23 protein-coding genes are annotated in these 26,477 nt (G+C 63.0%); 17 read left to right on the top strand and 6 right to left on the bottom strand.

Annotated features, from left to right (window positions below; all coding sequences use genetic code 11):
* Window positions 1-145: 145 nt before the first annotated feature.
* From EA462_RS09060 to EA462_RS09070, 3 genes are all read left to right on the top strand, one after another.
* Complete coding sequence (locus EA462_RS09060) at window positions 146-1,117, top strand: transcriptional regulator (RefSeq protein ID WP_124178243.1); 972 nt, start codon at window positions 146-148, stop codon at window positions 1,115-1,117.
* A gap of 302 nt (window positions 1,118-1,419) precedes the next feature.
* Window positions 1,420-2,262 (top strand): pantoate kinase, encoded by an 843-nt coding sequence (locus tag EA462_RS09065; protein ID WP_124178244.1) that lies wholly within the window; start codon window positions 1,420-1,422, stop codon window positions 2,260-2,262.
* Window positions 2,263-2,546: 284 nt separating this feature from the next.
* The gene (locus tag EA462_RS09070) at window positions 2,547-5,345 is read left to right on the top strand and encodes a valine--tRNA ligase (protein ID WP_124178245.1); all 2,799 of its coding nucleotides are present in this window, start codon (window positions 2,547-2,549) and stop codon (window positions 5,343-5,345) included.
* Window positions 5,346-5,446: 101 nt separating this feature from the next.
* On the opposite strand, the gene EA462_RS09075 is transcribed toward EA462_RS09070, so the two are convergent.
* A complete protein-coding gene (locus tag EA462_RS09075; RefSeq protein ID WP_124178246.1) occupies window positions 5,447-6,148 on the bottom strand; it encodes a DUF1405 domain-containing protein in 702 nt (233 codons plus the stop codon).
* A 212-nt stretch (window positions 6,149-6,360) separates the two neighbouring features.
* Here EA462_RS09075 and pdxS point away from each other — a divergent pair, with 212 nt between their 5' ends.
* From pdxS to ftsY, 9 genes are all read left to right on the top strand, one after another.
* Complete coding sequence (gene pdxS, locus EA462_RS09080) at window positions 6,361-7,269, top strand: pyridoxal 5'-phosphate synthase lyase subunit PdxS (protein ID WP_124178247.1); 909 nt, start codon at window positions 6,361-6,363, stop codon at window positions 7,267-7,269.
* A gap of 338 nt (window positions 7,270-7,607) precedes the next feature.
* Window positions 7,608-10,523, top strand: a complete 2,916-nt coding sequence (locus EA462_RS09085) for a DUF1508 domain-containing protein (RefSeq protein WP_124178248.1) — start codon at window positions 7,608-7,610, stop codon at window positions 10,521-10,523.
* Between the two features lie 137 nt (window positions 10,524-10,660).
* Window positions 10,661-11,437: a 4-phosphopantoate--beta-alanine ligase gene (locus EA462_RS09090; protein WP_124178249.1), complete on the top strand. Its 777-nt coding sequence runs from the start codon at window positions 10,661-10,663 to the stop codon at window positions 11,435-11,437.
* A gap of 338 nt (window positions 11,438-11,775) precedes the next feature.
* Entirely contained in the window at window positions 11,776-12,765 is a 990-nt protein-coding gene (locus EA462_RS09095; RefSeq protein WP_124178250.1) for a linear amide C-N hydrolase, read from the top strand.
* Between the two features lie 343 nt (window positions 12,766-13,108).
* Window positions 13,109-15,226: a right-handed parallel beta-helix repeat-containing protein gene (locus EA462_RS09100; protein ID WP_124178251.1), complete on the top strand. Its 2,118-nt coding sequence runs from the start codon at window positions 13,109-13,111 to the stop codon at window positions 15,224-15,226.
* Window positions 15,227-15,326: 100 nt separating this feature from the next.
* Complete coding sequence (locus EA462_RS09105; RefSeq protein ID WP_124178252.1) at window positions 15,327-16,313, top strand: tyrosine--tRNA ligase; 987 nt, start codon at window positions 15,327-15,329, stop codon at window positions 16,311-16,313.
* Between the two features lie 133 nt (window positions 16,314-16,446).
* Window positions 16,447-16,623, top strand: coding sequence for a 50S ribosomal protein L18Ae (gene rpl18a, locus EA462_RS09110; protein ID WP_124178253.1), 177 nt, complete (start codon window positions 16,447-16,449; stop codon window positions 16,621-16,623).
* Window positions 16,620-17,069, top strand: a complete 450-nt coding sequence (gene pfdA / locus EA462_RS09115) for a prefoldin subunit alpha (protein WP_124178254.1) — start codon at window positions 16,620-16,622, stop codon at window positions 17,067-17,069. Before rpl18a ends, pfdA begins: the two co-directional genes overlap by 4 nt.
* 14 nt (window positions 17,070-17,083) lie before the next feature.
* Entirely contained in the window at window positions 17,084-18,349 is a 1,266-nt protein-coding gene (gene ftsY, locus EA462_RS09120) for a signal recognition particle-docking protein FtsY (RefSeq protein WP_124178255.1), read from the top strand.
* 32 nt (window positions 18,350-18,381) lie between these two features.
* On the opposite strand, the gene samp2 is transcribed toward ftsY, so the two are convergent.
* Together samp2 and EA462_RS09130 are read right to left on the bottom strand one after the other, a co-directional pair.
* On the bottom strand, window positions 18,382-18,594 hold the full coding sequence (gene samp2 / locus EA462_RS09125; RefSeq protein WP_124178256.1) for a ubiquitin-like small modifier protein SAMP2: 213 nt from the start codon (window positions 18,592-18,594) through the stop codon (window positions 18,382-18,384).
* Window positions 18,595-18,683: 89 nt separating this feature from the next.
* On the bottom strand, window positions 18,684-19,769 hold the full coding sequence (locus EA462_RS09130) for a bactofilin family protein (RefSeq protein ID WP_124178257.1): 1,086 nt from the start codon (window positions 19,767-19,769) through the stop codon (window positions 18,684-18,686).
* Between the two features lie 130 nt (window positions 19,770-19,899).
* Between EA462_RS09130 and EA462_RS09135 the strand changes: the two genes are divergently transcribed.
* The gene (locus EA462_RS09135; RefSeq protein ID WP_124178258.1) at window positions 19,900-20,889 is read left to right on the top strand and encodes a replication factor C small subunit; all 990 of its coding nucleotides are present in this window, start codon (window positions 19,900-19,902) and stop codon (window positions 20,887-20,889) included.
* A 63-nt stretch (window positions 20,890-20,952) separates the two neighbouring features.
* Here EA462_RS09135 and EA462_RS09140 read toward each other — a convergent pair whose 3' ends face one another.
* Entirely contained in the window at window positions 20,953-22,653 is a 1,701-nt protein-coding gene (locus tag EA462_RS09140) for a GAF domain-containing protein (protein WP_124178259.1), read from the bottom strand.
* A 185-nt stretch (window positions 22,654-22,838) separates the two neighbouring features.
* Between EA462_RS09140 and thiE the strand changes: the two genes are divergently transcribed.
* From thiE to EA462_RS09155, 3 genes are all read left to right on the top strand, one after another.
* Window positions 22,839-23,504, top strand: a complete 666-nt coding sequence (thiE, locus tag EA462_RS09145; protein ID WP_124178260.1) for a thiamine phosphate synthase — start codon at window positions 22,839-22,841, stop codon at window positions 23,502-23,504.
* Window positions 23,501-24,334, top strand: a complete 834-nt coding sequence (thiM, locus tag EA462_RS09150; RefSeq protein WP_124178261.1) for a hydroxyethylthiazole kinase — start codon at window positions 23,501-23,503, stop codon at window positions 24,332-24,334. The genes thiE and thiM overlap by 4 nt, the downstream gene beginning before the upstream one ends.
* 71 nt (window positions 24,335-24,405) lie before the next feature.
* Window positions 24,406-24,678 (top strand): DUF7553 family protein, encoded by a 273-nt coding sequence (locus tag EA462_RS09155; RefSeq protein WP_124178262.1) that lies wholly within the window; start codon window positions 24,406-24,408, stop codon window positions 24,676-24,678.
* A 22-nt stretch (window positions 24,679-24,700) separates the two neighbouring features.
* Here EA462_RS09155 and EA462_RS09160 read toward each other — a convergent pair whose 3' ends face one another.
* The gene (locus EA462_RS09160; RefSeq protein ID WP_124178263.1) at window positions 24,701-25,336 is read right to left on the bottom strand and encodes a rubrerythrin family protein; all 636 of its coding nucleotides are present in this window, start codon (window positions 25,334-25,336) and stop codon (window positions 24,701-24,703) included.
* Window positions 25,337-25,426: 90 nt separating this feature from the next.
* On the opposite strand from EA462_RS09160, the gene EA462_RS09165 reads away from it, so the two are divergent.
* A complete protein-coding gene (locus EA462_RS09165; RefSeq protein ID WP_124178264.1) occupies window positions 25,427-25,843 on the top strand; it encodes a universal stress protein in 417 nt (138 codons plus the stop codon).
* Window positions 25,844-25,890: 47 nt separating this feature from the next.
* On the opposite strand, the gene EA462_RS09170 is transcribed toward EA462_RS09165, so the two are convergent.
* The gene (locus EA462_RS09170; protein WP_124178265.1) at window positions 25,891-26,409 is read right to left on the bottom strand and encodes a hypothetical protein; all 519 of its coding nucleotides are present in this window, start codon (window positions 26,407-26,409) and stop codon (window positions 25,891-25,893) included.
* Window positions 26,410-26,477: the final 68 nt, after the last annotated feature.

Here is a 26,477-nt window from a genome sequence, read left to right on the forward strand (position 1 = left end):
GCAACTGTATCGAGACGGTTCCGATGGCACCGATCGGTGAAAAACACCTATTTAACGATATCTCCCGAGGACCCCCGTAATTGCGACACAGCTCCCGGACATACCTGGGAAATGCTTTTATATGAGTAGTAGCTTACATCCGTCTATGTCCCGATCCGCACTGGTCGGAAACGTAACCGCGATGCTAGAGGACGCGGGATTCGTGGTGAGCGATCGGTGTGCGATTCGGCCAAAGAGCTTCGATATCGCAGCACGCCGCGATGAGGATCTCATCCTGGTAAAGATCCTGGGGAACATTGACGCGTTCAACGAGGCGACGGGTCACGAGATGCGCCGTCTGGGGACCTATCTTCAGGCGACGCCGCTCGTCATCGGCCTCCGGAGCCGCGATGAGGACCTCAAACCGGACGTGGTTTACTTCCGACACGGGGTTCCAGTGTTCAGTCCCGACACGGCGTACAACCTCTTTATCGAGGGCGTTCCACCGCTGATCTACGCCGCACCAGGTGGTCTCTACGTCAACATCGATGGCGATCTGCTCGCGGACGAGCGAGAAGACCGCGAGTGGAGTCTCGGTCAGCTCGCGACCGAACTGGGCGTCTCCCGCCGAACCGTCTCAAAGTACGAAGACGGGATGAACGCCTCCGTCGAGGTGGCGATGGCCCTCCAGGAGCTGTTCGAGGCACCGTTGACCAGTCCCGTCGACGTCCTCGACGGGGCCGAAGACGTCCACGAAACCCAAGCGACGCCCGACGATCCCGAAGCCGACCCCGACGACGAGCAGGTCGTCACCGTGCTCACGCGAGCCGGCTACAGGGTTCACCCGACCATCCGCTCGCCGTTCAAAGCAGTTAGCCGAGACGAAGAAGACGCCGACGAGGAGGTCGTCCTTACCGGCCACTCCGAGTTCACCAAGACGGCGGAGAAACGCGCCCGAATCATGAGTTCGATCAGCCACGTTACCCGAACGCACTCGGTGTACGTCGTCGACCGAGCCAAACGCGAGTCCGTGGACGGAACCGCACTCGTCGAACGCGACGAACTCGAGGAGCTTCACGACGCCGACGATCTGAGAGCGGTTATCCGAGAACGGGCAGAGCGAGAGGAAGCGACCTGACAGCCGCCACCGCGATTCTCTTTCGGCGGTTTCGCCTCCAGTCTGTAGTTTCAGTTCGGTTCGATTTGTACAGCTCCGGTTCGTCTCGTCCGGAGTTTCCAGTCCGTTTCGTCTCCGATAGCGCTCGTCGGGTCAACTATTCACTCGACGCGACGTCGACGCATTGAACAGCACCTCGAGAGAGGAGACGGCCGGACGGCGTCTCTCGAGAGCGACGAAATAAATCCGTCGACAAAGTCGGGATCGACCGATCCGGCGTTGAATCTTCACAGTTATATCGGGTGAGTGGTAACCGAAGGACAATGCGAGAGGAGGCGACAGCGTTCGTGCCCGGACACATCACCGGATTCTTCAGCGCACACACCGATACCGATCCCACGAAAGCCGGCTCCCGAGGTGCGGGCGTGACTCTCACCGACGGGGTCGACGTCACCGTCCGACGGCATGCGGGTGCGAACGCGGCGGACTCGAGCGTCGTTCTCGACGGCGAATCGATCACGGTCGAACCGGTTTCGACCGTCCTCGAGACGCTCGGAGTGTCGGCTCGCGTCGAAGCCGAAGCCGATCTTCCACTGGGCGCGGGATTCGGCGTCTCCGGAGCGCTGACGCTCGGGACCGCACTCGCCGCGAACCGCGTCTTCGAACGTAACCTCTCCTGGAACGAACTCGTCACGATCGCTCACGGAGCGGAGGTTCAGGCGGGAACGGGCCTCGGTGACGTCGTCGCACAGGCGTACGGCGGTATCCCGATCCGACTCGAGCCGGGGGGACCCCAGGTCAACCGGATGGACGCGATTCCCGAACGAGCGCGCGTCGAGTACGTTTCGTTCGGTGAGCTCTCGACGGAGGCCGTTCTCGCGGGTGACATGGAGGCGGTAACCGCCGCGGGCAAACAGGCGCTCTCGAGGGTCGTCGAGGAACCGACGCTACTGTCGTTCATCTACGCTTCGCGGGTGTTCGCTCGCGAAGCCGGCCTGCTGACCGACCGAGTCAAAACGACGATCGACGACGTCTCGGACGCCGGTGGTCAGGCCTCGATGGCAATGCTCGGAGAGACGGTCTTCGCGTTCGGAACGGGACTCTCGGACGCCGGATACGAGCCGACCGCCTGTGCGACCCACCCCGCGGGGGCGATGATTCGGTGATCGGACGGCTCTGCGACCGGTATCCTGGTGATCGGCGGCGTTCGAGAGTGCGACGACGAAACACCTAACACGGCTCCCGGCGGTACCAGCACGTATGAGCGACGCCGCCTGAGTCCGTCGTCGGTCTCGAGGCACGATCACGTACCGCAGGTTCCGGAGAGACCGTTTATCGTAGCCACCGTGCGTGACTGTACACCTCGACCGCACGGCTGCTGTGCGGTGGATGCGTCACACGGCGCAGTTGGCACGATCCCCCACACAGCCGCCCCGTTTCGACGGATGTATTGTCACCGACCAGAATTCACCGATCAACGTCCAGTCGCAGCTATGACCGACCGATCACACGACCGACCGAGACAGACGCACAGCCGATGCCCACGCCGGGCGGTGAGACTATGAGCACGGACGCACCCGACCGAGACGACGTCGACCAAACCGAACGAGAACCGACGCTCGAGGGATCGTACGATCCCGAGGAGATCGAATCGCGCTGGCAACGGCGCTGGGTCGACGACGAAACCTACGCCTACGAGCGCGATTCCGAGCGGGATCCGAACACCGTCTACGCGATCGATACGCCGCCGCCGACGGTCTCGGGAAGCCTGCACATGGGCCACCTCTACGGCCATACGCTCCAGGACTTCGCCGCGCGTTTCCAGCGAATGTACGACGGCGACGTCCTCTTTCCGTTCGGCTACGACGACAACGGAATCGCCTCCGAGCGCCTGACCGAGAGCGAACTGGACATCCGTCACCAGGACTACGAGCGCAGGGAGTTCCAGACGCTGTGCCGAGAGGTCTGTTCGCAGTACGAAGCGGAGTTCACCGAGAAGATGCAGTCGCTTGGCACCTCGATCGACTGGAACAGCACCTACAAGACGATCGAACCCCGCGTCCAGCGGATCTCACAGCTTTCGTTTCTGGATCTCTACGAGAAGGGGCGCGAGTACCGCAAGAAAGCGCCCGCGATCTGGTGTCCGGACTGTGAAACGGCTATCTCGCAGGTGGAGATGGAAGACGACGAGCGTGGCTCGCACTTCAACGACATCGCGTTCGGAGTCGCGGGCGAACATCCGTCGCGAGAGGAGTTCGTCATCTCCACGACGCGACCGGAGCTCATTCCCGCTTGCGTCTCCGTTTTCGTCCATCCCGACGACGACGAGAATCAGGACCTCGTCGGTGAACGCGCCAAGGTTCCGCTCTTCGGTCACGAGGTGCCGATCATCGCTGACGAGCGCGTCGACATGGAGAAAGGAAGCGGGATCGTCATGTGCTGTACCTTCGGTGACCAAAAGGACATCGAGTGGTACCAGGCACACGACCTTCCACTTCGCGTCGCGATCGACGAATCCGCGACGATGACCGACCTCGCCGACGACTACGAGGGGCTCTCGACCGAGGCGGCGCGCACGGCTATCGTCGAGGATCTCGAAGACGAGGGCTCCCTCCGGGATCGGTGGGAGATTACCCACGCAGTCGGCGTTCACGAACGCTGTGATACGCCCGTCGAATTCCGCGTCTCCAAGCAGTGGTACGTCGAGATCTTGGATCACAAAGACGAGTATCTCGAGGCCGGCGAGGCGATGGAGTGGTATCCCGAGAAGATGTTTACTCGGTATCGCCACTGGATCGAAGGCCTCGAGTGGGACTGGCTCATCTCCCGACAGCGCGATTCGGGAATCCCGTTCCCGGTCTGGTACTGCGAAGAGTGTGACCATCCGATCATGGCCGATCGGGAGGATCTCCCAGTCGATCCGCTTTCGGACGAGCCGCCGGTCGATGCCTGCCCGGTGTGTGGACACGGCGGATTCGAACCCGAAGAGGACGTCTTCGATACGTGGGCGACCTCCTCGCTGACGCCGCTGATCAACGCCGGCTGGGACTGGGACGACGAGGTCGAGGAGTTCGCGATGGACAGCCCGGAGCTGTATCCCTTCGACCTCCGACCACAGGGTCACGATATCATCTCGTTCTGGCTGTTCCACACCATCGTCAAGTGCTACGAACACACCGGAGAGGTACCGTTCGACGCGACGCTGATCAACGGCCACGTTCTGGACGAAAACCGTGAGAAAATGTCCAAATCACGCGGTAACGTCGTCGCACCCGACGACGTCCTCGCGGAGTACCCCGTCGATGCCGTGCGTTTCTGGGCCGCGAGCGCGGCCGTTGGTGACGACTTCCCCTACCAGGAAAAGGATCTGCGAGCGGGCGAGAAGCTCCTTCGAAAGCTCTGGAACGCGTCGAAACTCGTCGACAGCCTCGCGCCGGTCGAGCCCGACGAACCCGACGAGCTCGAGGCCATCGACCGCTGGCTCCTCGCGGAACTCGACGACGCGACCGACGAGTTGACGGCTAACTTCGAGAACTACGAGTTCGCGAAGGCTCGCGATCGCCTGCGTACGTTCTTCTGGAACACGTTCTGTGACGACTACCTCGAGATCGCCAAGGGTCGAGAGGACAATCCCTCGACGCAGTACGCGCTTCGGACGGCACACCGGGCGTTCCTCGAGCTGTGGGCGCCGTTTTTGCCACACGTCACCGAGGAGATCTGGCAGGCCGTCTACGCCACGGACGGGGCGAGCCGCGACGACGCGATCGACAGCGTTCACACCCGCGATTGGCCCGATCCGCAGGGATACGAGGCCGACCTCGAGGCCGGCGAGACCGGGATGGAGGTCATCTCTGCGCTCCGACGCTACAAGAGCGAAAACCAGCTGCCGCTGAACGAGGACCTCGAATCCGTCGCCGTCTACGGTTCCATCGAGGGCTTCGAGGACGCGATCCAGCAGGTGATGCACGTCCAGCACCTCGACCTCCTCGACGAGGAGCCGGAAGTGACGACCGATATCGCCTCGATCGATCTCGATTACTCGACGCTCGGACCGCGGTTCGGCTCGAAAGTCGGCGAGATCGACGCCGGTATCGAACGCGGCGAGTACGAGATCGACGAGGACGCGGACGTGTTGCGAGTCGCCGGTGAGGAACTCGAGGACGACCTCTTCGCCGTCGAACTCGAACGGTCGTACTCCGGCGAAGGCGAGATGCTCGAAACCGAGTCGGCGGTTATCGTCGTCGAGTAACCCGTCCCATTCCTCGAGAGACGAAACGACTCCGGAACCGGGTTCAAATGACTGTCTCTCGATTGTTCCGTCGTTGATTCCGAAATTGTACGGCCGGTTCGCTACGAGGTTCGCGCTCGCTCGAGCGCTATTTCGTACGTTTTGGCCCGAGTCGACAGCGCGAGAAAGAGCGCGAGGAGCGTAAACGTCACTTCGCCGGCGGCGATGACGCCGAGTGCGTCCGCGCCGAGGAACATCGCGGTGTCGCGGGCGACCGGGATCGTCGTGTGGTGTGGTTCACCGACGACCGGAACGAAGTAGTCGACGATCAGGTTGCTCGTATACCAGAGCGCGGCGACGGCGACGGCGTGGATCGAGAAGTCGGTGATTCGGTGAAGGACGAGAGCCTGGACGACCATCCCGAGGTGACTCCAGAAGAGGAACTGATACATCACCGGATGCGTCTGAGTCGCGTAGGTTTCATAAAACACCAGCAACGTGTACGGCGTCCAGAGCCCGAGGATGATGTTTCCAAAGAACGCGAGCGCCGTCAACCATGGCTGTTCGTACCCCAGCTTCCAGCTGGCGATCGCGAGCGCGATCAACAGCGTCGCCATCGGGCTGTCGGGAACCCACGGCCACATCACCGCGGGCGTCCGAGCGAACTGTCCGGAGTAGTACCAGAACCCGAAGGCCGTCCCCGCGAGGTTGATCGCCACCACCACCCAGGCGAGTCGCAACCCGAGGTCCTCGAGCGCCTTCGGGACTGGCGCGAGGTATCTCGGCAACGGATCTCGAGCGGGCAACTCAGTCACCACGGACATCGTTCGTCTCCCGTGAGGGACGACACTCGCAAAACAGTAGCGGTTGCTACCCGTCGTCCGGGGCGGATTACGTTTACGCACTCGGCAGAGTGTCGGTGACTCTGTGAGGAATGTACGCGCCTTACTCGAGAGTGTAGCGATTTACGGAGGATGTACGCACCTCACCGGAGAAACACGACACGCGTAAGTGGAGCGGATTCTAACGCCGGGGTATGTCAGGAGAGACCGACCTCGAGGAACTAAAACGCGGAACCGACCTCGTCAAGCGTGGGTTCGCCCGGATGCAAAAGGGTGGCGTGATTATGGACGTCGTCAACCCCGAACAGGCCAGAATCGCGGAGGACGCCGGTGCAGTCGCCGTGATGTCGCTCGAGGCCGTTCCGGCAGATATCCGCAAGCGCGGCGGCGTCGCTCGGATGGCCGATCCCGCGGACGTCACGGAGATCGTCGACGAAGTGTCGATTCCGGTGATGGGAAAATCCCGGATCGGCCACGTCAAAGAGGCACAGATCCTAGAATCGGTCGGCGTCGACATGATCGACGAGAGCGAGGTGCTGACACCCGCCGACGACGCCTACCACATCGACAAGCGCGAGTTCACCGCGCCGTTCGTTTGCGGTGCCAGAAACCTCGGTGAGGCGCTTCGCCGGATCGACGAGGGCGCGGCGATGATCCGGACCAAAGGCGAGGCCGGAACCGGGGACGTCAACCAGGCCGTCCACCACCAGCGCACGATCAAGGGTGCGATCCGCGAACTCGAAGGGATGACCCACGAGGAACGCGAGTCCTACGCCCGCGACATCGAAGCCCCCGCAGAACTGGTCCACGAGACCGCTGAGATGGGGCGTCTCCCGGTCGTCAACTTCGCGGCTGGCGGCATCGCAACGCCGGCGGACGCGGCGCTCATGATGCACCACGAGTGTGACGGTATCTTCGTCGGCAGCGGGATCTTCGGTGCGGAGAACCCGCCGGAGATGGCCGAAGCCATCGTTGAGGCGACGAACAACTGGGACGATGCCGACCGACTCGCCGCGATCTCGAGTAACCTCGGCGAGGGAATGAAAGGGGACGCAAACGCCGACCTGCCCGAAGAAGAGCGCTTGCAGGATCGCGGCGTCTAGTGGCGTTCCGAGCGTCGACGCTCGGGAGGGAACCAGTTTTGCTCCAGAACTGAATAGCAGGATCGAGAGCAGTGACGTGGCTCGATTCGACCCTGTAGCCGACGCCCGAACGGTACTGGTGATCGGAGGTCCGGGACGAAGATATCCGACAGCGGCCACACGACAGCGCGTCTTTTCCAGACTGTTACCCGAGAACGCGGGCGTTCGAGAGAACCTCCGCGACCCGACAGATATCCTCGTCATTTACTATACAGGTGTTTGACGTATTGAAATGAAATTCGAGTAAGATGATTACACATCTTTATTAACTATTGATCTAGTTATGGATTGAGTTTGCGATGACGCACGCAATGAAAATATACCAGAACCTGTTCCGGTTGTACGAACGCTACGTCGGTGAACCCGACTCGAAAAAAGACGTCTACGGCTACTGGTTGTTCGTTCTCGGCTATCTCATCGCGGCGGCGGGCGTGTTCGCGTTCGTCGTCGGTTACGCGGGCGACACCGGCTCGTACGTCCTCATCAGAATCTCCGGCGTGACGGCTGCGGCGGGACTGTCGGTCTGTCTGTTCGGGCTGGTCCTCATGCTCCCCGTCCGACGACGAGGGATACAGGCGAGCGCGTTCGGTCTCGTGATCTCGCTGGTCGGCGTCGTCTTTTTCGCCGCGGTCTATCCACACGACTGGCGAGGTCACGGTGCGGACTGGAGCGTCGAAGTGATCTCGGTTTATGCGGTCGGCATCGGTATCATCGCTGGCGTCACCGCGCTCGTTCCGGTCGTGACCGGCCAGCGAGGAATGTTCGTCGAAGAGGAAGGGCAGACGGAGGATCCGCCGATTCTAACCGGCGACGCCCTCGAGGGGGCACAGTTTGCCGTCTTCCGCGACGAGGCGGGTGACTGGAGATGGCACGTCCTTCACCTCGAGGCGCTTGCCGCGAGCACCGAACGCGCGGTGACGCGCCCAGAGGCCACCGAGGGGATCGAACGCGTCAAATCCCAGATCAGCTCGGCGGGGCTGTTGGAGTTGACGACGTCGGCGTTCAGGCTCTACGAGGATCGAAACGGTGCCTGGAAGTGGACGCTCGCACGAGACGACGGAAGCGTGGTCGGCTCCTGCGTAGACGAGTTCGACTCTCGCGACGAGGCGGAGGGATCGGTGAGCTTTCTGAAAGACCGCGGCCCCGATGCGGACGTCATCGAGATCGACGGTGCCGCGTTTACGTACACCGAAGAACGCGACCAGTGGTACTGGCAACTCATCGACGACGAGCGAAGGGCACTGGCGTCGGACGACGTTGGCCACCGAAGCCAGAAGCGAGCCGAAGAAGCCGCCCGGACGTTCGCGGAGCGTTTCGAACACGCACGCGTACTCGACGTCGCGGATGTCGGCGTCGAACTCTACGAAGGCGAGAGCGGCTGGGCGTGGCGCGCCGTCGACGATTCGGACGACGTGATCGCGACCGCGACCGACGAGTTCGAATCGCGACGCGATGCCGAGGAAGCCGTCGAGGCGATACTTCCCGCCCTCGAGTCGGCGTCGATCACCGTAGCCGGCGAACCCACCTACGAACTCTACCAGTCGGGCGAGGAGTGGCAGTTCCGCCTGATAGACGAGGCCGAACGCGTGGTCGCCCGGAGTCCGGAGGAACGACGGGATCACGAGGGAACCGAACGCCGCGTCGAACAGTTCAGTGAACGCGCTCGCGACGCCGATATCGTAGAGATCGACGACGCCGAGTACGAGGTGTATCCGGCCGCGGACGGACGAGAATTCTCTTTCGACGACGGTGACGACCTGCCGGCGACCGTCGACGAGACGGAGAGACGAGAGGCGGAGCTGTCGGCCGACGGCGGCGTCGTCGGAGAGGACGGACGGGAGACCGGACCTGACTGGAACTGGCGACTCGTCACGGAGGGACGGGACGTAATCGCCGCGAGCAACGAACCGCATTCCGACGCCGAAACGGCCGAGGAGGCGATCGATCGGGTTCGAGAACAGGCGAGCGAGGCCGAACTCATCGAGTTCGAAAACGCGGCGTTTCAGGTCTACGAGGCGGACTCCGGCGAGTGGCGCTGGCGGCTCATCGACGAAGACGGGAACGTCCTCGCAGACAGCGGCGCAGAACACACCTCCCGAAACGAAGCTGCCGAAGCGATGATGACGCTGAAAGAACAGGCCCCCGAGGCCGAACTGCTCGAGATCGAAACCGCCGCATTCGAGCTGTTCGTCGACGAGGACGACGAGTGGGGCTGGCGGCTCATCGACGAGGGCGGCAAGCTCGTCGCCGAAGATCCAGCGACTCATCCGACCCGAGAAGCTGCCAAAGCGGCGATGGATCGCGTGCTCGAGCACCTCGAGTCGGACGTTCGAACGATGCACGAGGCTATCTTCCAGCCGTACGCGGCCGAAGACTGGCACTGGCGGTTCGTTCTGCCAAGCGGCGAAATCGTCGCCGTCGACGGTCAGGAACACCCGACGCGAGACGATCTCGTCGAACGGCTCGAAGCCGTTCGTGATGCGGCCGCGTCGGGACACCGATACACGATCGGTGACGTGACCGTCCAGCTCTACGGGACCGATGACTGGCAGTTCCGGTTGTTGAATCGAGATCGAGAGACGATCGCGGACTCGACCGTGTCCTATACCAGCCAGAGTGAGGGACGCGCAGTCGTCGAGACGATAACCGACCACGCGACCGACGCTCCGATATTCGCGATCGAGGACGCTGTCGTCCGTCTCGAGAGCGACGGTGGATGGCAGTGGAGTCTGATCGACTACGAACGAGACGTGATCGGTTCGTCGGTCGACCCGGCGGCTGACAAATCGGCGCTGAAATCGGAAGTCGAAACCGTCCGTCGGCTCGCACCGCTGGCCGGTCGGGTCGACTTCGACGTCGCGTCGTTCGAACTCGTCACCGACGAGGACGACCGCTGGCGGTGGCGACTCCTCGACGAGGACGGCCGCACCGTCGCGATCAGCTCCGAGACGTTCGACTCGATCGAGGTCGGCCGGGAAGCACTCGAGGGGGTCCGTGAACTGATCGACGCGGCGAGTATCCTCGAGATCGACAGCGTCTCCTTCGAGTTACACGCGGCCGAAGACGACGATGGCTGGGTGTGGCAACTGGTCGATGAGTACGGAACCACGATGGCCGAGAGCACGCGGGTGTACGACACACGAACGGCCGCTCGCGAGGCCATGAACAACGTGAAGGCTCAGGCACCTGGGGGATGGATCACATTCACTGACTGACACCCTCGTGAGGTGTAATGCGATCTACGAGTGGAAAAATAACTGTAGCCAGGAGCGTCGATCGAATCGGGACTCGAGCGAACGGCGTTACCGATCGAATCGGTCGCCTTTTTATTACCGACGCCTACCCATCGACAGTGAGCGACTACGACACCGTCTCTGCCGACGTCGAACACGAAGACGAGATTCCGGAGGATCACCCGCGTTATCAGGATCTCCTCACCCGCCACCGAATCGAGAAGGGCGTCGACAAGGGAATCACGCATCTCCAGGGAATGCACGCCGAGGGCCGTGGTAGCGCCTTCGATTATCTGCTCGGTGAAGAGACGATTCCCAGCGCGAACGACGCAGAGCGGGCGGCCGCCGCGGAACTCCTGCTCGCGGAGCGACCGGTGCTTTCGATCAACGGTAACGTCGCGGCGCTCGTCCCCGGCGAGATGGTCGACCTCGCGGACGCCGTCGGCGCCGACCTCGAGGTCAACCTGTTCAATCGAACTCCCGAACGCATCGCGGCCATCGCGTCCCACTTGCGCGAACACGGAGCCGAGGAGGTAAAAGGACTGGAGGGCGACGCACGCATTCCGAACCTCGACCATCAGCGTGCGAAAGTCGATGCCGACGGCATCTACGCGGCGGACGTCGTGCTCGTGCCGCTCGAGGACGGTGATCGGGCCGAGGCGCTCGACGAAATGGGAAAAACCGAGATCGTCATCGATCTGAATCCGCTCTCGCGCTCCCCGCAGGTCGCAGAGGTTCCGATCGTGGACAACATCGTTCGAGCGGTGCCGAATATGACCGAACACGCGCGCGAACTCGCGGGGTCAAACGAGGATGCTCTCCGCACCATCGTCGACGAGTTCGACCGGACGAAAGCCCTCGAAGCGGCTGAATCCCGTATTCGAAACGGCCTCTGATCGACGTCCACCCCTGTCCTGTGATACGGGTTACTGTAACGATTTACCGGCGCACCCGCCGCCCGGGTCGCGGGTGCGCCGGCAATGATTTACAGTAAACCGTATGAAAGGTTTATCATCTCGATCGGTGTGAGTCCACTGAACATGTCTCGAGTAGTCCTCCGAACGGTCGACTCGGCAATCAGCGCGGAACGCACCGACGCGTTCGTCACGAACCAGCCCAGCCGGACTCTCGGTCGGGTCCGATCGAAGGAGTCGTCCCCGGGACGGGCGTCGCTCCGTTCGGTTGACTTGGAACCGGGTTGGGGGTCGATCGTGACTGTGGAGGGGATAAACTGATGTGTACTCGTCTGGTCTATCTCGGTCCCGAAAACCGCGTTCTCACGGCTCGATCGATGGACTGGAAGGAAGATATCGGGACGAACATCTGGGTGCTTCCTCGCGGTGTCGAACGCGACGGCGAGGTCGACTCGAACTCGATGACCTGGACGTCCGAGTACGGAAGCGTGATCGCGACCGCTTACGACATCGCCACCACCGACGGCATGAACGAAGCCGGTCTGGCGGCCAACCTGTTGTGGCTGTCCGAGTCGGAGTATCCCGAACGGGGCGGCGAAACGCCGGCAATGTCGATCTCGCTGTGGACTCAGTATATGCTCGACAGGTTCGCCACGGTTGCCGAGGTCGTCGCACACATCCGTCGAGAGGACGTTACGGTCGTAACCGAGCAGGTGCCGGGTGACGATCGTCTGGCGACGGTCCACCTCTCCCTGTCGGATGCCACGGGCGACAGCGCGATCCTGGAGTATATCGACGGCGAACTCGTCGTTCACCACGATCGTGACTTTCAGGTGATGACAAACTCTCCCACGTTCGACAAGCAACTTGCACTGGCCGAGTACTGGGAGGAGATCGGCGGCACGGTTATGTTACCGGGGACGAACCGGCCGGCCGACCGGTTTGCGAGGGCGAGTTTTTACGTCGACGCGATACCACAGGTCGAGGATCGTCGAACAGCGACCGCCGGCGTATTCGGCGTGATTCGGAACGTCTCCGTTCCACACGGCATCACCACGCCCGACGCACCGCACATCTCTTCGACGCGTTGGCGATCCGTCGCAGACCACAAAGACCGCATCTACTACTTCGAGTCGGCGCTCGCCCCGAACGCATTCTGGGTGGAACTCGACGAGCTCGACTTTTCGGTCGGTTCCGAGACTCGAGCGCTCGATCTCGGACCCGATCAGTCCACCGTCTACGCCGGGGACGTTTCCGACCAGCTACAGATCACGGATCCGTTCTCGTTTCTCGGAGCAGCCACCGGATAGGATGACCGTCGACGGACGACATTGAGAAACCGTAGCCACCGAGCGATCGTTCCAACCGTGGTGATGCAGACGTCTCTCGTACGATCCTCGATTTCCCCATGCTGGCATCGAACCGTGCCTCCGTCGTCCGAGTAGTGTGGAGTGACGTACAGTGGCTACTATCGAGGCCCCGATGGGAATACACGGGACACCATCGAAGACGGCGACAGCGGCCAGCGTTCGGCCGACATCTATTTACCCGGATACTGATACTACTACAACGACCGAGAGAATCGTGTTTCGGGCGACGAAAACGGTCTCAGTCGGGGAACCAGCACTGCATCAGCGGCTGCGATGAACGGTCATGTCAGGAACGACAGCAACGCATCTCGTGTTCTTCATCATCCTCCTGGTCGCCTCGTCAGCGTTTGCGCTGACGCTCGTCGGCCACACTCACGTGGTCAGCGACGCAATCGACGGATACGGATCGACGACGGTGGACGAAATCGAGACCGAGATCGCCGTGATCAGCGATCCCGAGAGTCACGCAACAATCTACGATCCGCGGGACGAAGACGATCAGGTGAGCGTTCTCGTTTCGAATATCGGTGATAGTTCGATCCCGCTCGGCGGAAACGATGTCGGAATCGTGATCGACGGCGAGTACGTTTCCGATCCACACGTCGAAATCCTCGAGGATCCGTCGGCGTCGGTCTGGCAACCGGAGTCGACCGCACGGATCAGCTTCGATCGGGAGCTGGATCCGGGAGCCCACCGGCTGGTCGTCAGCGTCGCTTCGAACGAGGACGTCCTCGAGTTCGAGGTTCCGGAAATCGGTGATCCTGCGGCGGTGTCCTACGAGGCCGAGCCGGACAACGAGACGGTCGACGACGGCGAGACGATCGCGTACGAGGTGACGATCGAGGACGGGTTCGGTGATCCCGTCGGAGAAGACGTCGAGGTGGAAGCCGACGCGACGGACGGGTTCGACGTCGAGATCAACGGAGACGGGGACGTGACGACCGAACTGACCGATGCCGACGGAAAGGTGACGCTCGACGTGAGCTCCGATACGACGCAGGACGACGTCGACGTCGTATTCACCGAACTGGTGAACGGGAATTCGGCCACCGGGAACGCCACCTGGGAGGGCGAACAGGAGGACGGCTCGCTCTCGGGAATCGTCTCGACGGAGACGGAAGACGGTGATGACGAGGATCTCGAAGGCGAAACCGTGACCATCGAGAACAGTCCGGAGCAGACGGCCACGGTCGACGCCGACGGCAGCTACGAGTTCGACGACGTCGACGGCGGAGAGTATACCCTCTGGATCGACGCCGACGGCCACCGGTACTACGAGACGACGGTCATCGTCGACGGCTCGACGACGCACGACGTTCCGCTTCTCGGGAACGTCGAGAACGTCGACGCGGAGACGAGTTATCGGTCACTCGACGCGGCTGCTGACGACGTGGCCGACGAGGAGACACTCGAGCTCGCTGAAACGACGTACGATGCCTCCGAGGGCGGGTCCTCGGCGGTCGACGTCACCGCCTCGAACGTCACGGTTCGGTCGCTCGGAACTCGCGAGGAAACCGTCCTCGACGCTGGCGGCGCGGACGTCGGCCTCTCGGTGAGGGGAGAAGGAGGTACGGTCGACGGGCTCACACTTACGAACGTGGATCCGTCCGGCACCGGGATCGAACTCGCGTCCGCGCCCGGTGCGACGCTCGAGAACGTCGACGTCAGTGAGACGGGGGTCGGAATAGCCGTCGACGGATCCGACGCCGTCCAACTGACGAAGCTCGAGGCAACCGGAAACGACGATGTCGGCGTCCGCGTATCGGACAGCGACGAGATCGAACTCGAGGACGTATACCTCACCGGAAACGGTGACGGGATTCGGATCTCCGAGAACACGATATTCACGCTCCGGCACAGCACCGTCTCGAACAACGTGGGAGATGGTGTATCAGTTACTGACAGTACGGATCTCACCCTCAGTGATACCGTCGTTTCCGACAACGGCGGAGACGGATTGCGGATATTCGACGGCACCTCGATTTCCGTCGACTACACCCGCTTTGCGGATAACGGCGTGGACGGAATCCACCTGAGAGACACGAATAACGTCGATATCGTCTACGTCGAGTTACTCGAGAACGAACGCAACGGAGCGCTCGTTCAGGCGGACGAAGCGGTCATCGATCCGAGCGAGAACTATTTCCGCATCTGGTACAGTAACGTCGTCGACAACGGCGAGCACGGGATGTGGGCCGAGGACAGCGAGAAACCCGACGGCGGAAACGGCGATCTCGGTGATGGTGAACTCCGGGTCGACGACGAGAAAATAACCGGCGAAGAAAACTGGTGGGGTGACGAAGACGGTCCCGAAGCGGCCGGGGCAAACGGCGTGAGTGATGAAACCATCCGGTTCGAGCCCGTCTCCGAAGGCGAACACGGACAGGCCGGACCCCGGTAACGAGATCACGATTCGATGCGCTCGAAACCAGACAGGAGGTGGACACGCTATCATCGTTCACAAAGTCATAAATCCGTCCGCTGATTTCGCTCAGACAGAGATGGATACCTACGACCTGATCATGCGAAACGCCGAGGAGGTCGTTACCGACGAGGAGGTGCGCGAGCTCGCGGACGATCCGGCGGGCAAACGCGCCTACGTCGGTTACGAGCCCTCCGGCGTTCTCCACATCGGCCACCTGTTGACGGCGAACAAACTGATCGACCTCCAGGAAGCTGGTCTGGACGTCGTCGTTCTCCTCGCGGACGTCCACGCCTACCTCAACGGAAAAGGGACCTTCGAGGAGATCCGCGACACGGCGGAGCGGATGAAAGCCCAGTTCATCGCCTACGGTCTCGAGGAGGACAAAACCGAGTTCGTCTACGGCTCGTCGTTCCAGCTCGAGGAAGACTATACGCTCGACCTGCACGAACTCGAGCTTTCGACGACGATGAACCGCGCCCAGCGAGCGATGGCCGAGCTGCAATCGGGCGAGACCGCAAAAGTGAGTCACCTCGTTTATCCGCTGATGCAGGTCCTGGATATCGAGTACCTCGATCTGGATCTCGCGGTCGGTGGACTCGATCAGCGCAAAGTCCACATGCTCGCTCGCGAGGAGCTTCCGGAACTCGAGTACGACGCTCGACCGTGTCTGCACACGCCAATCGTGGCCGACCTGACGAGCGGGGAGGGCAAGATGTCCTCGAGCGAGGGCGCGACGATCTCGATGGAGGACTCGACCGAGGAACTCGAGGAGAAAGTCAACTCGGCGTTTTGCCCGCCGACGCGCGATCCCGAGGGCGATCTCGAGAACCCGGTGCTCGAACTGTTCGAGTACCACGTCTTCCCCCGATTCGAAACCGTGGTCGTCGAGCGACCGGAGGAGTACGGCGGTCCCCTCTCGTACGAGGCGTACGACTCCCTCGCGGACGACCTCGAGTCCGGCGAGCTCCATCCGGCCGACGCCAAGGGGACCCTCGCGAGTTACCTGGACGAACTTATCGAACCGGGTCGACGGACGTTACGAGAGCTGCGAGCCGAATCGTAGCCGCCGAGTGGAACACGCGATCGTCAGTGACCGAAACGAATCGCCGGGCCGGTCGTAACTACTCGAGTGAGTCAGGTCCTCGTGGCTCCGATGGAAGGGAAGATTCTTCCGACTGCCTGCCGGAGTGTGAGCCATGAGTCAATTTACGGTCACCGGTCGGTTCAAAAGCCGCGACGGACTCGCGGAGTTCGAAACGACGATCGACGCCGAAAACGAGAACGTGGCTCGCGAGCACGTACTCTCCCAACTCGGCAGCCAGCACGGACTCAACCGCACCCAGATCGACCTCGAGGAGGTCGCCCAGCGATGAGCCAGCAACAACTCCAGCAGCTCTCCCAGGAGATTCAAGAGATCCAACAGCAGATCGAGGCGATGCAGGCGAACGTCGAGTCGGTCCAGCAAGAAAAGACCGAAGCCGACGAAGCGATCGACGCACTCGAGACCCTCGAAACCGGATCGACCGTTCAGGTTCCCCTCGGCGGCGGTGCCTACCTTCGTGCGTCCATCGAGGACATCGACGAGGCGATCGTCGAACTCGGTGCCGAGTACGCCGCTGAGTTCGAGCAGGACGGTGCTATTTCCGTACTCGAGAACAAAAAGGAGAACCTCGACGACCGCATCGACGAGATCAACGAGGAGATCGCTGAACTCGAAAGCGAGAGCACCGAGCTCGAACAGCAGGCCCAGCAGATCCAACAGCAGGCGATGCAACAGCAGATGCAGGGGATGGGTCAGGGGCCCAGCCCTGACGAGTAACGCAGGAGCCCCCCATGTTCGACAACCTGAAGAAGAAGCTCGGGAGCTTCCGCGAAGACGCCGAGGAAGCTGCCGAAGAGAACGTCGAAGACGTCGAGGAAGGCGATCTCGAGGAAGATGATCTCGAGACCGGTGACGAAGACCCATCGACAAACGAGACGACGACCAGCGTGGACGCGGCGGCCGATCCACCGTCCTCCCGGAACGAAGGGGCCGAGGGCGCTCCGAAAACCGCTGTCAGCTCCGATCGTCAGGATGGGAGCTCCGATGGGGATCTCGAGACGGACCGCGACGAACGGACCGATCCGGGAGCAGGCCGCGCCGGAGTCGTCTCCGACGACGGTCCCGCGGACGACGCGACCGGAGACGAACCGGATGAAGATAGCGGATCGACCGGCTTCGGACGGAAAGCCAAATCGCTCGTCAAAGGGAAGTTCGTAATCGAAGCGGAGGACCTCGAGGGGCCCCTTCACGAACTCGAGATGGCGCTGCTCTCGAGCGACGTCGAGATGGGCGTCGCAGAGGAAATCCTCGACAACATCCGCGACGAACTGATCGGTGAGACGCGAACGTTTACGACCTCGACGGGCGACGTCGTCGAAAACGCGCTTCGGGATGCCATCTACGACGTGATCAGCGTCGGGCAGTTCGACTTCGACGAGCGTATCGCCCTCGAGGACAAGCCCGTCACCATCGTCTTTACCGGCGTCAACGGCGTCGGAAAGACCACCTCGATCGCGAAGCTCAGTCGCTACTTCGAAGACCGAGGCTACTCGACCGTGGTGGCAAACGGCGACACCTACCGCGCCGGGGCAAACGAACAGATCCAGGAGCACGCAGACAGGCTCGAGACGAAGCTCATCGCCCACGAGCAGGGCGGTGATCCCGCAGCAGTGTTGTACGACGCCGTCGAGTACGCCGATGCCAACGACGTCGACATCGTCCTCGGTGACACTGCAGGGCGCCTCCACACCGACGAGGGACTGATGGATCAACTCGAGAAGATCGATCGCGTCGTCGGTCCCGACATGACGCTGTTCGTCGACGAGGCAGTCGCCGGTCAGGACGCGGTCAACCGTGCACGAGAGTTCGACGCCGCTGCCGAGATCGACGGTACGATTCTGACGAAAGCCGACGCCGACTCGAACGGTGGGGCCGCGATTTCGGTCGCCCACGTCTCCGGAAAACCGATCCTGTTTCTCGGCGTCGGACAGGGCTACGACGACCTCGAACGGTTCGATCCCGACGAGATGGTCGATCGGCTGCTTGCCGAGGAGTAACGAACTCGAGGCACTCGGTAGCCGCCTTTTCCTCAGCCACCCTTGATCAGCCGCAAGACGGTAACGTGGTCGGCGTCGACGGGCTGATCCTCCGGTACCGGTCGGCCGTCGACGAGGACGCTCACCTCGTGAGGGCTGAGATCGACCTCGTGAAGGAGATCGGTGTACGTCGGGCTCGAGTCGCCGTCGGTAGCCAGATCGATCTCGTAGGTTCCTTCCCCCTTGACGTCGACGGTGACGCACATACGAACCGTTGGGACAGTGCAGACTTGAGGGCGTCGCTCGTGGATCGTTTTTGAATCTCGAGCGAGCGATCGGGGCGGGTGACCGGTCGTCAGTCCGTCGGGGTTTCTTCGGGTCTCACGCCCGGCTCTCGATCGCGATCCCGAAGCGCCCGGCGATGGCCGTAAACGCCGCGTGCGAGCGCGCCGAGACCGAGCAGGAGGACGATCAGGTTGATCGGGGTCCCGAGATAGGGAATCTGAACGACGGCGGCTCCGGCGACCAATCCCACAACGAGCGCGATCCATCGGTTTCCCACGCCGACGGCCGAGAGGAGCCACGCCGCGACGGCGAATCGGCCGTAGATGATCGCGATCCAGATCGCCAGTGCGAACGCGAACCCGCCGACGAACGAGAGCGGAATCCCGACGACAGTGATCGCGAGCGCGATCAACAGGATCGGCACGCCGACGAGCACGCCGAGTCCGACGAGCCCCGTTCGGACCGGATCGGTCGCGACGCTCGCGGAAACGCCAGCGGAGAATCGCGGAAACAGTGCGAGCAACGCGGCACCGATCAGCAGGTTCAACGCGAGGACGTACAGCGAGAACACCCACGATACGATCGGATCGAGCGTCGGGGCGAACTCGCCGCCGAGCGAGGAATCGTGACGAATGTCGCCCGCGACGGCACCCGTGTTCCCGACGAGATCGCCGCCGTAGCGCAGATCGCCGGCGATTGCGGCCTCGTCTCCGAGTCTGATCGTGTCCGCCCCGATGGCCACGTCGCCGTCGACGACGCCGTCGACGGTCGCGCTTCCGGCACCGGCCGAGAGGTCCCCACCGACGGTCGCACCGTCCGTGATCTCGAGGCTACCGGAGGCGGCCTGAACGTCGCCGTCGACGGTGCCGGCGATCGTGACGCTTCCGCCGGCTGCCTCGACGTCCCCGCCCACGTCGCCGTGGATGCGAATATCGCCCGCAGCGGCGCTGACGTCGCCGGTAACCGTTCCCTCGACGACGACCGTTCCCGCGAACGCCTCGAGGCTGTCGACCGTTTCTCCCTCGGAAACGGTGACGGTACCGCCGACCTGCGAACTCGACTGGGCGGCGGCCGTCGCCGGCACCGTCGCACAGAGAACGACGGCGAGGGCGACGAGGACGACGACTCGTCTCCGGAGTGTGGACCGTTCGGGCATGCGGACTCGTACCACACGGAGTCGCAAAAAGCTATCAGTGATGTCTCAGTATCGTCGACTGGCCCGCCGGATCGAGATCGGCCACACCGCGCTTCGGTCGATTTATTTCCCGTCCCACCGTTGGGCCGGTATGAGCGAGGCCGACGCCGAGACAGTCGAGGGAACTCCCGGCAGGACCGAAGTCTGGATCGAGAAGTATCGGCCCCAGCGGCTCGCGGATATCAAGGGTCACGAGGACATCGTCCCACGACTCCAGCGCTACGTCGAGCGGAACGATCTCCCTCATCTCATGTTTGCCGGTCCTGCCGGAACCGGGAAGACAGCGAGCGCTCAGGCGATCGCCCGGGAAGTCTACGGCGACGACTGGCGCGAGAACTTCCTGGAGTTGAACGCCTCCGACCAGCGCGGGATCGACGTCGTCCGGGATCGAATCAAGGACTTCGCACGCTCGTCGTTCGGGGGCTACGATCACCGGATCATCTTTCTAGACGAGGCGGACGCACTAACCTCCGACGCCCAGTCCGCCCTCCGCCGGACGATGGAGCAGTTCTCGAACAACACCCGGTTCATCCTCTCGTGTAACTACTCGAGTCAGATCATCGACCCGATCCAGTCCCGATGTGCCGTCTTTCGCTTTACCGAACTGGCCGACGGCGCAGTCGAGACGCAGATACGCGAAATAGCGGACGTCGAAGGGATAACGGTGACCGACGACGGAATCGCCGCGCTCGTGTACGCGGCAAACGGCGACATGCGAAAGGCGATCAACGCCCTCCAGGCCGCCGCAGTGATGGGCGAGACCGTCGACGAGGAAACGGTGTTTACGATCACGGCCACCGCCCGTCCGGAGGAAGTCGAGGCGATGGTCGACCACGCCATCGGCGGCGATTTCACCGCCGCCCGCGCCGCCCTCGAGGATCTGTTAACTGACCGCGGACTCGCCGGCGGCGACGTCATCGACCAACTGCATCGCTCGGCCTGGGAGTTCGAGATCTCCGAGCAGGCAACCGTGCGATTGCTCGAGCGACTCGGGGAAGTCGACTATCGCATCACGGAGGGGGCGAACGAGCGCCTGCAACTCGAGGCGATGTTGGCGTCGCTGGCGCTCGAAAAAGAGTAGGAGCGGACGACTCGGCCGGACACGTTCGTAGCCAGTCCGTTCGACCGATTCTACCGAACGACGTCACCCATTTGGTTGCTCTAATCGATCGCGATCCGGTGACTCGGAGCGATCGCGATCCAGTCGTACCGATCGGCTACGATCCCTGCTTGCGATCTGGGCCAGTCCGTCGACGAGTTCCAGGAGTCGATCCTGTGCAGCTTCGACCTCCGAAAAGTGTTCTCGGTCGCCGGTCTCCTCTGCGAGTTCGAGAAATCCACGAGCGACGTTCAGCGGTCGTCGAACCTCCTCCTCGACCAGCGTGTCGATGGTTTCTATGCGCTCGTGGGCGTCGGCCAGTTCAGACTCGGTGCGCCGGCGCGCCGTGAGATCCCTGTAGACGATCAGCCCCTCGAGGACGGAATCGGCCCGCCGTTCGCAGGCCGTCTCTGCCTCGATGGCGACCACGGTGAGGCGGAACTCGCGAACGCCGTCGGCGGTTTCGATCTCGGCTGTGAACTGTCGACGTTCGGCTCGTTCGATCGCCTCGAGAACGGCGGATCGGCGGGAGTCTGGAGCCACGGAGGCGATGCTCTCGTCGAGAGGGGTGTCGATCACCGTCTCGCGATCGCCTCCGAAGACGTCGGTGTAGCGATCCGTAACGTTCCGGACGACCGGTCGGTCGTCTTCGATCTCGTATCGAACCATGGGCTCCGGCAGGCGTTCGAACAGTGCCCGGTCGCGGTTTTGGCGGGCCCGAAGCCGGTCTCGCTCCGTTCGAAGTGCGTTGCGATCGTTCACCAGCTGATCTCGCCTCGTCTGGAGTCGATTTCGCTGTCTACGTAGCCGATCGCACTCGCTCGTAAGCTGCGATTCGGTTTCGGTCCATTCGAGAAGCGTGGCGATCACCCGGCTATAGGAAACGAGCAGCTCGCAGTCGCGGTCGTCGAACGCCGCTCGCTCTTTTTCACCAACACACAGGAAGCCGACGTCAGAAACGGGGACACAACACACCGATCGGTTCGCCCCGTCGATCGACAGCTCGAGGCGATCGTCGGCCGCCCGATCGTCGATCCTGATCGGATCGCCGGTCTCGAGCGCATCGTCGAGGACGCTGTTTCGCGACAGCCCGTCGAGGTCCTCGGGAACGCCCGTCGTCGCCGCGCGCAGGGTCAATTCACCGAAGTGGACCGTCGAAAGCCAGCAGTCGTCGGTTCCGAGGGCGTCAGCGACGTCGTCGACCAGCAGTTCGAACAGCGGTTCGCGCTCGCGCTGGGTCGCGGCCGCGGCAAGCGACTCGAGGAGCGCCTCGGCTGGTTGGCCGTCCGCGGTCGATTGCTCCCCGGGCATCGCGATCGCGTTCGACGAGGGAGTCGACGACGGTTCGTCCGTGGCGCTACAGATCCATTCGATCTCGTCGGCGAGGTGGGAAAGAGCGTCGTCGGTGTTGCGCCTGACGTAGCCGTCCACCCCGTCAGTCGAGCGTGCCGCGGCCGGCGCGTACACCGCATCGGTAAAGAGCACGACCGGCGTCGAGCCACAGGCCTCGACGATCTCGAGCAAGGTCGCTCCGGCCTCCGTCGTCGGCGTCTCAGCGAAGACGACGCAGTCCGCATCGGCTGCCCAGCTGTCCACCCGCTCGAGATCGGTCGTCGACAGCGAGGCGACCGTTCGATCCGGCCCCGAGGAAACGGCCTCGAGGTCGGTCGCGCTCTGTTGGGCGTCCGCGTCGCTGGCCGCGAGATAGAGAACTGTCCGCGGTTGCGATTGCGATAAATCGATCATTACACTGGCCGACGTCGTTGTACGAGAGTACGTTTCCATCAGGATAAAGCTACGCTGAAGCGATTGACCGCTGACGTGTCTCCACGGCGAATCCCATCAGTGGAGTGGTTAGGCGGGCGAGAGCGCGGGACGACGACGCACGATCGATCGAAGCCGCTTAGTGTGATCACCGTCGAATATTCATCATGAATTTTCCGAACTGGCGAACCTACCTCGTCACTCAGGCATCCGTCTCGGCGGGGAGGCCGACCGACGAGATCGTCTCCGAGGCTATCGACGGCGGAATCGATGCCGTACAACTCCGCGAGAAGGGAACCGAGGCGGTCTCGCGATACGAACTCGGCCTCGAGGTGCGCGAACGCACCGCCGAGGCCGGCGTGGATCTGATCGTCAACGACCGGATCGACATCGCAGCGGCGATCGATGCCGACGGCGTCCACGTCGGCCAGTCCGATCTTCCGGTCGCGGTCGCTCGAGAGCTACTCGGCCCGGACGCGATCGTGGGTTGCTCAGCGGCGACCGTCGAGGAGGCCGGGCAGGCCGAAGCCGACGGTGCGGATTATCTCGGTATCGGAACGATTTACGGAACGGCCTCGAAGGAGGTCGAAGAGTACAAAGACGGCGTCGGACCCGATCGCGTCGCCGCAATCGCGGACGCGGTATCGATCCCGGTCGTCGGGATCGGTGGCGTGACGGCCGAAAACGCCGCCCCAATCGTGGAAGCCGGGGCGGTCGGCGTGGCCGTCATCTCCGAGATCACGGCGGCCGACGAGCCACGAGCCGCGACGGAGGCGCTTGCACGCGCCGTCGAAACCGCGAAGGATCCCGAGGGCGACGGTGACAGTCGATGAGCGAATCCATCGACGTTACCGGCGACGAACTCGCGGCGTCGTTGCGGGCGGTCGACGCGACGGAGCCGCTGGTGCAGTCGTTGACCAACGAGGTGACGATGAACGACGTGGCGAACCTGATCCTCCACTGGAATGCGCTTCCGGTGATGGCCGACTCACCCGGCGACGCCGGGGAGATGGCCGATCTCTCGAGTGCGGTTCAGATCAACACCGGGCAGCTCCCGGACGCGAAGATCGAGGCGATGGCAGAAGCGGGCCGACGGGCGAACGAACGCGGCGTCCCGGTCGTGCTGGATCCCGTCGGCGTCGGCTCGACGCCGTCGCGTGAGGCCGTAGCCGAGCGACTCCTCTCGGAGATCGAGTTTTCGATCATCAAAGGCAACTACGGCGAAATCAGCGCACTCGCCGGCGTCGAAGCCGACGTCAAAGGCGTCGAATCCGTCGGCGACTACGAAGAGATCGAACGAACGGCTGGCTCGCTTGCCGACTCGACCGGCGCGACCGTCGTCGCCTCCGGCGTCGACGACATCGTCGCGGATCCGGACAGCGTCTACCGACTCACTGCGGGCCACGAAATGCTCGCCGCGGTCGTCGGGACCGGCTGCATGCTCGGGGCAACCCTGGCCGTCTTCTCCGGCGCGCTCGGGGACGAACACGCGGCGGCCGTCCACGGCACGCTGGCATTCGGGATCGCCGGCGAACGTGCGGCCGGCCGTCCGTACGACGGCCCGGCGAGCTACCGGACGAACTTTCACGACGCAGTCTACGGCTTTTCTCCGGACGTCGCGGCCGATCTCGACCTCGAGAACCGGATCGAGCGCGTCGTCTGAGTTTTTTGAGACGATCTCGTGATCGCCACTCCGCAGGAACCGTTTTGTCGGCCCGGATCGAACCCTCGCGTATGACGCGCGAACACCTCGCGGAGGCGGCAACCTCGATCCAGAGCGCTTCGGACGCGGCCGATGACGACGAGACGATCGAACGACTCCGGAACCAGTCGGAACAGTTCTCGACGCTCGCGGACGCCGACCGCGGCCCCGACCACGGGAAGCTCGCCCGTCACGAACACGTTCTCACCGAAATCGCAGACGGCGAGAGTAGCGACGTCGCCAGTCACGTCGAGCGCGCACTCGAGTCGATCCACGCCTACCGGGAGACGCTCGAGGGCGTCTGACGCCCAATCGGGGACGACAGCTTCAACAGACCGGCTTCGGGTTCGCGCCCATCGCTTCCAGGTTCTCGACGTACTCGCCGTAGGCGGCTTCGATCGCACCCGTTGCGGCTTCTAGGGCGCGCTCGCGGTCGTCGTCGCTCTCACAGACTGCCGAGAGGAGATCCGTCGCGCGCTCGAGTTGGTCGTCGAGGTCCGAACCGAACCCGCGGAAAACGCTCGCTGTCTGTGGGTCCGCATCACCGACGAAGTAGCCGACGACCTGTTCTTTCGAGCGCTTGCTCGCGAGGATCCGTCCGACGAACGCGCCGACCCGTTCGGGCGTGGACCCGAGGCTCCGCAAGTAGTCGTGGAGTGCCGGTACCGCCTGGGGCTCGTAGTCGTCATCACCGAGGTGGTCGACGACCGCTTCGAAGTGCTCGCGTTCCTCTTCGGCGGTGGTTTCGAACGCGTCTCGAGCGGCCTCGTACTCTTCGCTGTCGGCCCACGAGAGGAAGGTCTGCCAGGCGGCGTGTTCGGCGTCTGCCGTCGCCTCGAGCACCGGTTCGGTATCGATGTCGCCGCCGGTGTCGGCGTAGAGTGACTTCGAAGAGCCGAGGCGCGAAAGCGGCGTCTGATTTTCCTCTCGAACGGTCTCGAGAAACGCGTCGGAACTGGTCATGGACGAGAGTTGGGCGGGACTCGAGTTAGGCCTGTCGTCGCGCGCCGTCGACCAGGTGTCTCTTTACGTCGGGGGATCAAGTGATGACGTATGGCAATCCTCGTGGCGTACGACGGATCGGAGCCTGCACAGGAGGCCGTCGAACACGCCGTTCGAAACTATCCCGGCGAGGAGATCGTCCTGTTACGAGTCGTCGAGGCGGCGGGAGGATCGACCGGTGCGGGAATGAATCTCGCACGGGAGTTTCTGAAGGAACGACGGACGGAGATCTCGGAGTCGATCGACGAAGACGTCGCGGAGATCGCAGCCGATGACGACGTCGAGTTCAGAACCGAGACGGCCGTCGGAGATCCCGCCCGGGCGATCGTCTCGTTCGCGGAGGACCACGACATCGACCACATCGTCGTCGGAAACCACGGTCGATCTGGCGTCTCTCGCGTTCTCCTCGGCAGCGTCGCAGAAGGGATCGTCCGTCGCGCTCCGGCCCCGGTAACGGTCGTCCGGTGAGCGTCCCACCCCGCTGACGACTTCTCGACCGTCGATCCGCCAGCGGATCAGCCGTCGACGACGTCGATCGAACCGTACTGGATCGCAGGCTGGTGTTCACAGATGTATCTCACCATCTCCGAGCGCGCGACGAACTCGAGGGTGGTCGTGGCACCGATCTCCTCGGTCACGCCGGTCGCGTACTCCCCGACGACGGTCTCCTCGACGTCGTGGAGCGCCAGATTGTGTTTGACGCCGTCCCTGTTCATCCAGGTGATCTCGTACTCGCTTCCGTCGAAAAGCACCAGCGTCGGGTTCTCGATCCGATCGATGTGGGGAGGTTCGACGCCGACCCATCCACCCACATAGCCGTCGAGACGGATCGATTCGACGTCCGTCCACGCGTCGGGATCGGCGTCACCCTCGAGAGCCGTCGCCTCCGCCTCCTCGACGATCGGCTCGTCGGCGTCGTCGGTTCGGGGTTCGGTATTACGATCCAGACAGCCGGCCGACGCCGAAAGCGATCCCGCAAGCGTCGCGCCGACGTGCCGGAGGATCGTTCGTCTATCCGTCTCGCTCGGGGTCATCGTTCTCGGTGACGGTACGCACTCGAGCGGGATAAGGATGCGACTCGACGGGAGCACGAACCGAACGG

It is taken from the genome of Natrarchaeobius halalkaliphilus (assembly GCF_003841485.1).
Taxonomy (GTDB): domain Archaea; phylum Halobacteriota; class Halobacteria; order Halobacteriales; family Natrialbaceae; genus Natrarchaeobius; species Natrarchaeobius halalkaliphilus.